Genomic DNA, 12578 nt, shown 5'->3' on the forward strand with positions numbered 1-12578 from the left:
GGGGGGGGGCAGGGCCTCGACCTGATTCAATATCCGGCCCTTTCAGCTAGGTAGGGGTGAATCTCGAGACGGCTTCCTGTTGAGATTATTTCGTCAAATCCGCCACAACAGCGCCAAACCATGGCGCGCTATCATCTCCCGTCAATCTCGGGGGAGTAGCTTTGAAACGCCTAAGTATCATCTTGCCTGCCAAGAACGAAGCGGCTGCACTAATGGCTCTGCTGCCCCGTCTGCGTGACGCCCAGCCGGAGGCAGAGATCATCGTGGTTGATGACGGCTCCACCGACAGTACGCGGGATATCTGCGCGTCCTTGGGCGTGCGATGCCTATCTTCACCCTATTCGATGGGCAATGGCGCAGCCATCAAGCGTGGTGCGCGAGCAGCTAGCGGCGACACCCTGATATTCATGGATGGCGATGGACAGCACGATCCGGCGGACATTGCGCGGTTATTGGAGAAGTTGGAGCAAGGTTACGACATGGTCGTTGGCGCGCGTGATTGGGGTAGTCAGGCTGGCGTTGGGCGAGGCGTGGCCAACACCGTTTACAACTGGCTTGCCACCTGCATGACTGGTCACGAGGTTGCTGATCTCACTTCTGGTTTTCGGGCGGTGCGCGCAGACAAATTCCGCGAGTTCCTGCACTTGCTACCGAATGGGTTCTCATATCCGACCACCAGCACCATGGCTTTCTTTCGCAGTGCTTACCCGGTGGCCTACCTCCCAATCAAGGCCTCGCAGCGCGTGGGCAAGAGTCACATCAAGCCGATTCGTGATGGGATCCGGTTCTTGCTCATCATTTTCAAGATCGCCACGCTGTACTCGCCGTTGAAGCTGTTTGTGCCGGCCAGCGCGTTGTTCTTCCTGCTTGGCTGTGCGAATTATGCATGGACGTTTGCTCATGGAGGGCGCCTGACCAACATGAGCACGCTGCTATGGAGTGCAGCGGTCATTGTGTTCCTTATTGGCTTGATCTCTGAGCAGATCACTGCGCTGACCTATCGCCGCGATGCCTGAGCGTCGGGATCCGCGTCCATGGGCGTTGCTGGTGACACGCAACTTTCCCCCGCTTGTTGGTGGAATGGAGCGACTCAATCGGAAACTGCTGGAGGCCTTGCAGCCAGCATGGCGCATGGCATTGTGTGGGCCCGACGGGTGCGAAGGGTTTGTTGCGCCGTCGGTGCTGGTCCGGCAAAGCCACGTCAAGTCGCTGCCACTGTTTCTGACTCACGCGCTGTGGCAAGCACTTGCGTTGGCGTTGCAGTACAAGCCCCAGGTGGTCGTGGCGGGCAGCGGTCTTACAGCGCCTATCGCATGGCTGGTTGCGCGCTGCTGTGGTGCCAAGGCCATCGTCTACCTTCACGGACTCGATGTCATTGCTCCAAACTTCATTTATCAGGCGTTGTGGCTCCCCTTCATTCGGCGATGCGATCTCGCACTGGTAAACAGCTTGAACACGGCGGAGCTGGCCAAGGGGGCGCGCATCGTGCCGGAGCGGCTACGGGTGCTGAATCCGGGTACGGACATTCCGGACCTGGATGCTGCCGCGGGTACGAAGTTTCGCCGCAGCAATGCTCTTGGCCAGCGGCCGGTATTGCTCTCAGTGGGCCGCTTGACGCAGCGTAAGGGATTGGCCCCTTTTGTTCGGCACGCTATGCCGGCCATCTTGGCGCGTCATCCCGATGCGCTGCTGCTGATCATCGGTGCCGAGGCGCGTCAGGCGCTCCACGCGCAGGCAGGTTCTCAGCAGGAGCGCATCCTCGCGGCGGCTCGCGAAGTAGGGGTCGAATCCAGCCTCCGATTCCTTGGGAACTGCGACGAGGATACGCTCGGAGCAGCATACCAGGCGGCCAATGTGCATGTCTTCCCCGTACTCGATCAGCCCGGCGACGTAGAGGGTTTCGGGATGGTCGCCCTGGAAGCGGCGGCACATGGGTTGCCCACTGTGGCATTCAACGTCGGTGGTGTGCCTGACGCGGTCCTGGATGGGCAAACGGGCGACCTTATCGGCAGCGGGGACTATGTGTCGATGAGCGATGCCATTGCCCGAAGGCTGGGTCAGACTCACGACCCGACCACCGTGGTGACGTGTCGCAACTTTGCGGCAGGAAAGTCCTGGTCGATTTTTGGTGAGCGTTTGCGTCAAATGCTGACAGAGCGGATGGTCGATTAACCATGAATACTCCGGTTGCCGGTGAATCCACTACAAGAGAGGAAGCGTCGCGACAGCCGCACGCTGTGCTGGATCTCCCGTCGCGTCAGCTGAAAGGCCTAAAGATTGAGCGGCTTCTCGGCCTCGAGTCTCGTCCACAGCCCATTCGAATGCTTGAGGTGGGTACAGGGTCGGGTGGCATCGCGTATTACTTCGGTAGGCATGCAAAGCTCCGCTGTGAGGTCGACGCGGTCGATGTGGTCGATAACAGACTGGTCGAGGATGGCTATCGTTTCCAGCGCGTGCAGGGCACGCGACTGCCATTCGCCGATGGGTCCTTCGATGTCGTGCTGACTAACCATGTCATCGAACACGTCGGTGAAGAGCGGGAGCAGCGCGCGCATCTCGCAGAGATACATCGCGTACTGCGCCCGGACGGTGTGGGCTACCTCGCCGTGCCCAATCGCTGGATGCTGGTGGAGCCGCACTACAAACTCGCCTTTCTCAGCTGGTTGCCGCGCAGATGGCGAACGCCGTACCTGCGCGCCATGAAGAAGGGACGTGATTACGATTGCGAGCCCTTGCAGATGCTCCAGCTTGAGTCCCTTCTTGATGATGCCGGTTTTCGATTCAGTAACCTATGTATCGAGGCTGCGCGAGCAACACTGGATATCGAAAAAAAAGGCTCAGTGCTTGCCGGCGTGCTAAGGCGCATGCCGGATAGGGTCATTGCGCCTTTTCGATGCCTCATCCCTACGCTCATCTATCGCATCGAGCGATCTGCGTGTGTCAACAGGTAGTCCAGTCGCTCGGCAAGAGTCGTCCAGCCTGCGGTCAATCCATAGTCCGCTCTCGGTGATGCGATCAGATCAAGCATGCGCTGCGCTAGGGCATCGGCGTCGCCCACGGGGGCGAGATGTTCTTTCCGCCCGTCCAGCATCCATCGCACCGGGTCAGTTGCCGTCGCGGCTACCGGAACGCCGCAGGCCATCGCTTCGCACAACTTGGCGGGATAGCTGTATCGGCCAAAATTGGTGTCTGCAGTGATAACACAGGCTATATCGAGTGCGTTGATCAACACAGGAAGCTGGTCGTCTGGAATGTAGCCTAGGGCAATGACTCCTGGCTCTTTAAGTGCATATTCCGGGGGGCGTCCACTAAGGACCAACTGCAGGTTCTTCTGCACGGAGCGGGCGCGTCTGAATGCCTCGATAAGTAGGCCGGAGCCCCGATTGGTGGCCCAGCTGCCGATATAACCCGCTAGAGTCGCATGGCTGGGCAAGGCCAGGCGTTCTCTGCACTGCATCCTGTCCAGCGGAACAAATTCTGGATCTGCGGCCATAGGGAGTACTTCCACCGGATGCCCATTGCGGCGATGCGATTGCAGAAGTCGTGCGAGCTGCGGTCCCGCAGCTGTAACGAGGTCGGCCGAACGTACCGCGCGGCGCCACATCCAATGCAATGGCAGATTCCATTGCATATAGGCTTCGAAGTTGTCATATGCATCTATGGCGAGGTGGGCGCGTGTGCGCTCGGCCAGATGACCTGCCAGCCAGCCACAATACGTGTCGGAGAAGCCAACGACCCAGTTGGGCTTGAATGTTTCAGCTTCATGTTTGGCGGTCTGAAGAAGTCGATACGGGCCTAGTGTGCGAAAGTCATGGCTGATCCAATCGATCCCCTCGAAATGCCTGCGTAGAGACGGGAGTCGATGGTGACTGCACAGCAGAACCTGTACCTCGTGTCCTCGCGCAGCCAATACTTTCGGCAGATGAAAGAAGCGTCCGTAGGGGCGTTCGATCAGATCGCGCTGCTGGGGGTGTCTTTTGCAGACAAAGAGAATTCTCATCAGCGACCCGTGCCATCGCGAAGGAGATTGATGAGATGCGAGGCTGAGCGCCGGAAATCGTAATGTACAGCGGCTTTGCGCGCGCCTTCACTAAACGTTGTGTAGTCCGTCATGAGATTTTGGCATGCTTCAAGCAGCGTTTCGGTGCGGTGTGATCGCACCTGGATGCCTGCATGATGGAGCGAGACTGGATTGAGTCCGACAAAGTCCGATGCGATCACGGGCAAGGCGGCAGCAAAATAATTGAACATCTTGCCTGCCGGCGAGCTCAAGTAATTGAAGTCACTACTGTGGCGATCGAGTTCGTAGAGGCAGAGCCCGATGTCAAAGTTGGAAAGGAAAGTGAGGATGGAGCTCTCAGGCACATAGTGCTTGCTGATGATGATGCGGCCAGCATTGACGAGGTCTTGGTATTGCTCTCGAATAATGGCCAGCCCCTGCTCGGTGTGAATTCCCTGTAGGGTCAGCGTGGCTTCTGGCCATGCCCTGATTAACTCCAGCATGGCCACGAGACCGTGCAGTGGCATGATGTGGCCTAGGTATACGAGACGTGGACTGCTACGGTCGATGGCATGATGCGTTGACGCGATGGGTGATATGGGTGCATCCGGCGCATTCTGGACATAGAAGACCGGGAGCTTTGAGGCGATTGCCTTACCGAACTGATACTCCAGTCGCTCTGGGCTCTGAATCGTGATTGAAAGTGCGTGCTTGCCAACTAGACGTTGGAGAATCGGATGCCAGCCGATTTCAAGGGAAAGAAAGTGAAATGGCTTGCCCAACAGTTTTGCCGCCATAGCGCCATCAGCATCTATCGCAATGACCTGAGTCGAGTTGCCGATGTCCTTTCGCGCCGAATGTGCAAGGGCCAGAGTGCGAAACAGTCGATAGCAGCCAGTCTTTTTTAATAGTTGAGCCAGTAGGCCAGGCACTTTGATGCGATGGAATCGTGCTGGATCGAGAATGCCGTTGTCGACACGCCCTGTATCCAATACGTGAGCGTGTACGGTGAAATATTTCGAGAGCAGATCGGCTAGGCGAAGTAGTGTGGGTGAATAAGCAGCCCAGTCATCCGGAAATAGAATTAGCACATTGGGTCTCGACCCAGAATGCTGGGAATGGATATGGTGAGACATTGCCTCAGGTGCGTCTAGCAAGATAGCAGGCGTTCCAGGTTGCTTCATTGAGAGGTTTTCCGCTCAACCATTCCTCATCCAATATAAGCTCGAACCCGGTCTTTTCGCAGGCATCAATGACATCATTGCGGAACAGGTAGCGCAAATGGTGCGTTTCCTCAATTAGATGCCATTCGGTTGTGGGTGGCTGTCTCGTGAAGAATCGATACCGTACATCGACCGTTTGATGCTCAGGGTCATGTTTCGGTTGTGCAATGCGCACGATGTCCATTGATTCGGCCCTCAAGTCCCGAACTCTGGTGTCTGGTCCACTGGCTCTAACCGCAGGTCCGTGCCAGCTGTCGAACAGAAACAAGCCCCCCTTGGGAAGATGGGCCGCGGCTGTGGAGAACGCGTCAATCAATGCCCGTGGTGTCGCCATGTAGTTCAGTACATGGAAACAAGCGATGACCGCGTCAAACAGAAGGGCTCCCCGATAACGGGTGGCATCGGCTGTCAGGAACGAAACACCTTCCAAATGATGTCGAGAGAGTCGCTCATTAGCCAGCGTAACCATGTCATGACTGGCATCGATCCCGACAACGTGTCGGCTTGCGCGAGCGAGCTCGATGGCATGCCGGCCCGTGCCCGAGCCGAGCTCAAGCAGGTGTTTGCAATCGTGCGAGTGCATGTCCAGCAGCTTAATGACATAGGTGGCTTCTGCCGCATAGTCTTTATCGGCATAGACCGTATCGTAAAAGCGAGCGAGGTTGCCGAAGATACTCATGAAAATTCGTCCAGCAGGATCTCGCAGACGCGATCCTGCTCGGCATCGGTCAGTCCCATGCCGCTCGGTATATAGAATCCCTGGCTGTAGAGCTGCTCTGCCACTGGGTAGGACTCATTATCGAATAGCCCTAGCCGACGAAGTACAGGTTGTTGATGCATCGGGCAGAAGAATGGACGAGTTCCCACTCCCCTGGAGGCTAGCCTACGCATAGCTTCCTCGGCACTGATGCCGGCTTCCTTGTCCAGCACAAGGCCAAATACCCAGTAGACGTTATCTGCGTACTCAGTACGAGCCATAGGGAGCTGTACCTTCGGCAAGGTGGAGAGTGCTGTGGTGTAGCGTGCTCCAAGACGACGCTTGTGGGCCAGGAAGTTGTCCAAGCGCTCAAGCTGTGCAACACCAATCGCAGCCTGCATATTGGTCATGCGAAGGTTCCAGCCCAGCCGTTCGTGCACAAAGCGCTTATGGGGCTGGAAGCAGAGGTTGCGCAGGCTGCGGCAATCATCAGCGAGCTGCTCGCTATTGGTGAGGATCATGCCGCCCTCGCCCGTGGTGACATGCTTGTTTGGATAGAAACTGAAGGTACTGATGTCACCAAAACTACCGCACGGTCGGCCCTTGTACGTCTGGCCATGCATTTCCGCGGCATCCTCTATAACCTTCAGGTCATACCGGCGAGCAATGTCGAGAACTGGATCCAAGTCGACCGGTAGACCATAGATGTGTACGACCATGATGGCCTTCGTACGAGGCGTGATCTTTCTTTCAATTTGGCCGACATCCATGTTCCAAGTGGTGCGGTCGCTGTCCACGAGAACCGGTACGCCACCCGCGCGAACGATCTGGTTAACGCAGGAGATGATGGTGAACGCCGGGACGATGACCTCGTCGCCGGGACCGATGCCAAGCGCTTCGATAGCTGCGTCAATGGCAGCCGTGCCGTTACAGACGGCGACACCGTGCCGACGATTGACCCTGGATGCGAATTGCTCCTCGAATTGCTTGATGAACGGTCCTTCAGAGGAAATCCATCCGGTCTCGATGCATTCAAGTAAATATTTCTTCTCATTGCCGTCGAGCAAGGGCGTGTTGACCGGAATCATGCGGCACCGTTCTTCAATTTGATTTGTTCTGTGGGAATGGCGTCGAATCGAGTCTTATCATGGTCACCGGCATAGGGTCCTTGCTTCACCTCGATGATTTCGGTGGGTTCGAGCATCTCAAAGCCGTGACCGCCGTAGGCAAGAAGAATCACGTCTCCAGCTTCGAGAATGGTGCTCTCTAAGTAATCCTTGGTGTCGGAGTAGAAATCCACGCGCAATCGTCCGCTGCGGATCAGCAATACTTCTTTGGTGTACTGTACCTCTCGTCGAACGGCATTGTGAACGTGCGGGGGAATGACATAGCCCGCGGGACGGTTCATGTATCCGATCTGTTGCGAGTAAGTGCCAGGCGTAAAGAACTCAATGCCTTCCTTGTGATAGGAGCGACGAATGATTATGGCAAGCTCTTTCTCATTGCAGAAAATACGCTCGATCATGATAAGTTCTTCAATGGGTAGATTGTTGTGTCATTGATTGTCGAGGTCGGTATGTGACGTATATGGCAATGGCTTGTGCCTTGATTAACATAGTGATGAGCACGCGGCGCAATTTCCGTCCCGGCGACTCATGGGCGACATCATCCAGGAAGTCGCGCATGATGCGCGCACACACGTCGTTGTGCGCAACGGGGACTGTGTGGATGCCATCGTACGACGATGTAACCGATGTTGAGTAGACGTCCGAGATCGCGGCGTGGGTGCCGGACCCATCGTTGCCGATATTTTCGACATACGATTGGCCGGGGTGAAGCGTCAGGCGGTTAGCAAGAAACAGACTGGCATGCCAGTTGGATGCCCAGGACTGGTTCCTCCCTTTGGCGCGTTTGACCAGGTGAACCAATGAATGGTGGCCATTGACGTCGAGATAGGCGGCAAGCTGCCGGCTCGCAACCAGGTCGTGGACTAAGCCGCGGGTGTCCGCGCGATAGAGTAGCCAGCGATCCGCCCAGGTTGCCCATCCCCAACAATCCCCTCCGCGAAGGAAGAAATAGTCCGGAAATCCATCTGCACTCGGGCTATAGGCATGTATGCAACCAACCTGGCGTAGGTCCTGGTAGGTGTTGAGGGCGTCATTCATGTAAGCAAGGAAGTGCCGCGAGACCAGGATGTCGTCCTCTACCACAATGACGCGCCCCGTATGGCCGATCACGCGAGACACGCCTTGGGTGATCGAGTGATACAAGCCCTGATTTGAGGGGGACGCATGTACAGACACGGAGCGGAAGCCTTCGGTTGCGTGAGCGAGGCGAAGTACCTCATCTACAGCAGGTTGCTCCAATGCGTGACGTGCCCCGTCAACGAAGATATGAAGATCTGTCTCAGCGGCCTCTGGATTGGCGCTGAGCGCGGCAAGGGTGCGCGCTGTGTGTTGCGGGCGATTGAACGCGAAGTAGGCGATGGGGGCATATTGGGTCATAGACCGAGCACGTTATGGTCGCGATAGAAGATCGAGGTGCAGCCGGGATGTTTGCTCACCGGCTGCGGGCCATGCAGGGGAAGCATGCGATAACCCATGCTGCGGAGGTGCTCGATGCCTGGTACGTACTCCTCCCGCTGTGCATCGTCCAGAATGATCACGCCGCCTGAACCTAGGAGGTCGGTAGCTGCTTCGAGGCATTCATTTCGATATAGCCCATCAACGATCACTACATCATACGGGCCGCTGCCATGGGCTGATCCTACATAGCTGGCAACCGTATCATCGGCGGCCCGCAGGATGCGTGCGCTGCATTGTGCAGCTACCTGGGACGCCCAGGTCGACGAGTGTTCGACTGCAGTGACTTCGCGAACGCGTTGGCTCCACCACAGCGTTCCCATGCCGGCGCCAAATTCGAGCACTCGCCAGCTGGCGCGAACGCGATCTGACAATAGAGCGATCGCTGGGTAAGTGAACCACGGTATAGGGTGGCCGGCCTTATCGGTGGCAAGGCCGGCTGCACGGGTTGTAATCCAGCCTATCTGATCCAAATAGCCCGATGTCGCGGCCTCGATACGGGCTAGCTGGCGCTTCAATGGGATTCGTATGTTCACCGTAGACCTCGCAGGCCCGGGAGCATGGCCCGGGTTTTCATCTTGAACAACATCCGTGTCTCGGCATGACCAAGGTCGGCCAAATACGTGGAAAGGAATTGCGCCACCAGAGTCGCCAACGCGGCACCTGAAATTCCAAGGTGCGGGATGAGCGCCAAGTTGAGAGCGACGTTGGCAATGGCGCCAACAAGCGTGCGTCGCAGCGCGTGTCCTGTGCAGCGCTCCAAGACCAACCATGTGGAACTAAGTACACCAAGCGCTACGAATGGCGCGGCAAGCACCTGAATGCGGAAGGCCTGTGCAGCTTCGGTGAAGGGCGTGCCGTAGAGCATGACGACGATAGGTTCAGCAAGTAGAAAAAGGATGAGTGCGCCGGCAAGGTGAAGGTAAAACACATGGCGCATCAACGTTTCCAGCGTGCGATCGCGTATGGCCGGACTCTCGACAGATTGCCGGGTTAGCGTCGGAAGCGCGGCGCGCAAAAGAAGCGCCGGAAGTATTAGAGGAACCTCAGAAAGCGTGACGACAGCGGAATATAAGCCAAGCTGCCGCGAGTCCAGCATGCCGGCAATCATGAACTGGTCGATACGCATATAAATGAACACGGCGATGCCCGCCATCAGCAAAGGCATGCTGTCCAATAATAGGGACTTGGCTTCTGAAATCCACACGGGGACGGCGATTCGTTTTCCAAAAACGTTCCCCTCGGTCGATGCTATAAGCAGGGTCGAGCGAAGCGACCACTCCGCGACCAATATCCACGCGAACGTCGAGATGCTAGCTCCCAGCAGTACGAAGACAATGCGGGCGATGGCGGCGACAGGTGAAAGCATGATGGCCACTTGAGCGATCCGCTTGCTGCGGTCACAGGCGATCAATTGCCATTCCGCGAGATCACCCACCTGCGCCAGAGGGAGCAGGCTTAGCACTATCAGCAATCCGGAAATGCCGAAGCTGTTTGCAGCAGGCACGTACGAAGCGAGAAGGACGATGGTTGAGCCGATGATGGCGCCACCCATCCGTAAGCGACGGAGCGTGGGGATGATCGACCCATTCGGCTTATTGCCGTCCAGCGCCAACTCGCGTGTAGCGATATGTTCGAGGCCCAGCGAAGCCGCTGTGGCCACAAATGTGGCGGAGGCGATGGCGAGCGAAAGTTGGCCAAAGGCTGAGGGTCCGAGATGTCGAGCGATGGCTAGCGACGCTGCCATGCTGGCGATCCCCTGCACGATCTTGGCAGTGGCCAGCCAGCCGGCCTGCTGAAGAATGCGGGAAGCGAACACCTCGCGGATCGCGTTCTGCCCCTGGCGCAGCGTCGACGTGATGACCTTCATTGGGAATGTGTAGACCCCGCACTTGCAGTAGTGTCGCTCTCAAGCCATTGTCGATAGGTTTGCATGAGGCCGTCCCGTAGATTCGTTTGCGCCCGATAACCAAGCGAGTGCAGGCGTTGGCTGTCCAAATATTTTCTTGGTGTGCCATCTGGCTTGCTGGTATCAAATGTCAATTGACCCGCAAAACCGACAACCTGGGCAATTTCGTGGGCTAGATCCAGAATGCTGGTTTCCATGCCGGACCCTATATTGATAGGCGCGAGATCGCTGTACTCGCGCATCAAGGTGAGCGCGGCATCCGCCAGGTCGTCCGAGTACATGAGTTCGCGCAGCGGTTTGCCACTGCCCCAGATGGCGACCTCGGTTGCGCCACTTATTTTTGCTTCGTGAATGCGCCGGATGAGCGCTGGGACGACATGCGAGTTCTCAGGGTGGAAGTTGTCGCCGGGACCGTAGAGGTTGGTCGGCATGCCCACGATGGCATCGAATCCGTATTGCCGTCGGTAGGCCTGACACATTTCAAGACCGGCGATCTTGGCGATGGCGTAGGGCTCGTTGGTCGGCTCAAGTGGCCCGGTAAGCAGATATTCCTCTTTGATCGGCTGGGGGCAATCGCGCGGGTAGATACAGGACGACCCGAGGAACAGCAACTTGCGTACTCCATGCTTCCAGGCGCTGTGAATGACATGGGTCTGGATCGCGAGATTGTCCCGAATGAACTCGGCCGGGAACGTACGGTTGGCATGGATGCCGCCGACCTTGGCGGCTGCCATGAAGACGTATTCCGGCTTCTCGTCGGCAAAAAACTGTTCGACCTGAAGTTGATCGGTCAGGTCCAACTCCTGGTGTGTGCGCAGCAGCAAATGGTCGGCCCCCTCAGCACGGAGGCGACGTACGATGGCTGAGCCTACGAGGCCGCGATAGCCGGAAACATGGATGCGGGCGTGTATATCCATCTGGCTTATTCGTGATGGTTGGGAGAACGATAGCCGGCGCTTTTGACCATCGCATCGCGGTGGGCGAGCTGAAGATCGGATTGCATCATTTCACGCACGAGCTGGGCGAAACTGATGGAGGGTTGCCAACCCAACTGAGCGCTGGCCTTGCTGGCGTCGCCGAGTAACGTATCCACCTCGGCAGAGCGGAAGTACCGTGGATCGATGGCGACGACGCGCTGACCTACCTTTGCCATTGAATCAGTAGATGCCTTTTGCACCACACCGTGTTCTTCGGCTCCATGGCCTCGCCATTCAATGGCTATGCCTATTTCTGCAGCTGCCTCGTTCACGAAGTCGCGTACGGAGTGCTGAATACCTGTGGCGATGACGTAGTCCTCCGGTTGGGCTTGCTGGAGCATCAACCATTGCGCCTCGACATAGTCGCGGGCATGTCCCCAGTCGCGCCTCGCATCCAGATTGCCGAGATACAAGCAATCCTGTAACCCGAGGTGGATGCGGGCAAGAGCGCGTGTGATCTTCCGTGTAACAAACGTCTCACCACGCAAAGGGGATTCGTGGTTGAACAGGATGCCGTTGCAGGCGTACATATTGTACGCCTCGCGATAGTTCACCGTGATCCAGTAGGCGTACAGCTTGGCGACGCCGTAGGGTGAGCGAGGGTAAAATGGCGTCGTTTCGCGCTGTGGAGTCTCTTGCACAAGACCGTAAAGTTCCGACGTCGATGCTTGGTAGAAGCGGGTCTTACGCTCTAATCCGAGAATTCGAATTGCTTCGAGTAGACGCAACGTGCCGATGGCGTCGGCGTTTGCCGTGTATTCTGGCGTTTCGAAGGATACCTGTACATGGCTTTGCGCGCCGAGATTGTATATCTCGTCTGGCTGAATCTGCTGAATGATACGGATCAAATTGGTGGCATCTGTCAGGTCGCCGTAATGCAGAAAAAAACGTCGACCAGATTCGTGCGGATCCTGATACAGGTGATCAATACGATCCGTATTGAAGGATGATGCGCGGCGTTTGATGCCGTGCACCTCATAGCCCTTCTTCAAAAGGAGCTCCGCCAGATAGGCTCCGTCCTGGCCAGTGATCCCGGAAATTAGTGCCCGTTTCATGTGTGGTTCCATGGAATTGAATTTGCCATCTGATGTTTAACAGTATCTGCTGTCATTGCAGGGCCGCCAGGGCGCGCCATTCAGCTGGGTCACTATTCAATTTTCGGCAACATTCTTTGTCTTCACTGCTTCCTG

Annotated in this window: 13 protein-coding genes; 3 read left to right on the forward strand and 10 right to left on the reverse strand. The window is 56.9% G+C overall.

All coding sequences use genetic code 11. The features are described from left to right. Positions 1-161: 161 nt before the first annotated feature. The 3 genes from OUZ45_RS09645 to OUZ45_RS09655 are packed head-to-tail and all read left to right on the forward strand — an operon-like array spanning position 162 to position 2951. On the forward strand, positions 162-1016 hold the full coding sequence (locus tag OUZ45_RS09645; RefSeq protein WP_266169816.1) for a glycosyltransferase family 2 protein: 855 nt from the start codon (positions 162-164) through the stop codon (positions 1014-1016). 31 nt (positions 1017-1047) lie between these two features. Beyond that, a complete protein-coding gene (locus OUZ45_RS09650; RefSeq protein WP_266169817.1) occupies positions 1048-2172 on the forward strand; it encodes a glycosyltransferase family 4 protein in 1125 nt (374 codons plus the stop codon). Positions 2173-2174: 2 nt separating this feature from the next. Next, the gene (locus OUZ45_RS09655) at positions 2175-2951 is read left to right on the forward strand and encodes a class I SAM-dependent methyltransferase (RefSeq protein ID WP_266169818.1); all 777 of its coding nucleotides are present in this window, start codon (positions 2175-2177) and stop codon (positions 2949-2951) included. Here the strand turns inward: OUZ45_RS09655 and OUZ45_RS09660 are convergent. Genes OUZ45_RS09660 through gmd form a run of 10 tightly spaced genes read right to left on the reverse strand, consistent with a single transcriptional unit; the run spans position 2915 to position 12443 of the window. After that, positions 2915-4000 (reverse strand): glycosyltransferase family 4 protein, encoded by a 1086-nt coding sequence (locus tag OUZ45_RS09660; RefSeq protein WP_266169819.1) that lies wholly within the window; start codon positions 3998-4000, stop codon positions 2915-2917. The genes OUZ45_RS09655 and OUZ45_RS09660 overlap by 37 nt on opposite strands. Then, entirely contained in the window at positions 4000-5091 is a 1092-nt protein-coding gene (locus OUZ45_RS09665) for a glycosyltransferase family protein (RefSeq protein WP_266169820.1), read from the reverse strand. The genes OUZ45_RS09660 and OUZ45_RS09665 overlap by 1 nt, the downstream gene beginning before the upstream one ends. 49 nt (positions 5092-5140) lie before the next feature. After that, entirely contained in the window at positions 5141-5902 is a 762-nt protein-coding gene (locus OUZ45_RS09670; RefSeq protein WP_266169821.1) for a class I SAM-dependent DNA methyltransferase, read from the reverse strand. Further along, a complete protein-coding gene (locus tag OUZ45_RS09675) occupies positions 5899-7008 on the reverse strand; it encodes a DegT/DnrJ/EryC1/StrS family aminotransferase (RefSeq protein WP_266169822.1) in 1110 nt (369 codons plus the stop codon). The genes OUZ45_RS09670 and OUZ45_RS09675 overlap by 4 nt, the downstream gene beginning before the upstream one ends. Continuing rightward, positions 7005-7445 (reverse strand): cupin domain-containing protein, encoded by a 441-nt coding sequence (locus OUZ45_RS09680; RefSeq protein WP_266169823.1) that lies wholly within the window; start codon positions 7443-7445, stop codon positions 7005-7007. The genes OUZ45_RS09675 and OUZ45_RS09680 overlap by 4 nt, the downstream gene beginning before the upstream one ends. A gap of 10 nt (positions 7446-7455) precedes the next feature. Beyond that, a complete protein-coding gene (locus OUZ45_RS09685) occupies positions 7456-8424 on the reverse strand; it encodes a hypothetical protein (protein WP_266169824.1) in 969 nt (322 codons plus the stop codon). After that, positions 8421-9020, reverse strand: coding sequence for an O-methyltransferase (locus OUZ45_RS09690; RefSeq protein ID WP_266169825.1), 600 nt, complete (start codon positions 9018-9020; stop codon positions 8421-8423). Before OUZ45_RS09690 ends, OUZ45_RS09685 begins: the two co-directional genes overlap by 4 nt. A gap of 14 nt (positions 9021-9034) precedes the next feature. Next, positions 9035-10372 (reverse strand): flippase, encoded by a 1338-nt coding sequence (locus tag OUZ45_RS09695; RefSeq protein ID WP_266169826.1) that lies wholly within the window; start codon positions 10370-10372, stop codon positions 9035-9037. Next, positions 10369-11328: a GDP-L-fucose synthase family protein gene (locus tag OUZ45_RS09700; RefSeq protein ID WP_266169827.1), complete on the reverse strand. Its 960-nt coding sequence runs from the start codon at positions 11326-11328 to the stop codon at positions 10369-10371. The genes OUZ45_RS09695 and OUZ45_RS09700 overlap by 4 nt, the downstream gene beginning before the upstream one ends. 5 nt (positions 11329-11333) lie before the next feature. Next, positions 11334-12443: a GDP-mannose 4,6-dehydratase gene (gmd, locus tag OUZ45_RS09705; protein ID WP_266169828.1), complete on the reverse strand. Its 1110-nt coding sequence runs from the start codon at positions 12441-12443 to the stop codon at positions 11334-11336. Between the last annotated feature and the right edge of the window lie 135 nt (positions 12444-12578).

The organism is Dyella subtropica (assembly GCF_026283965.1).
GTDB lineage: Bacteria > Pseudomonadota > Gammaproteobacteria > Xanthomonadales > Rhodanobacteraceae > Dyella_D > Dyella_D subtropica.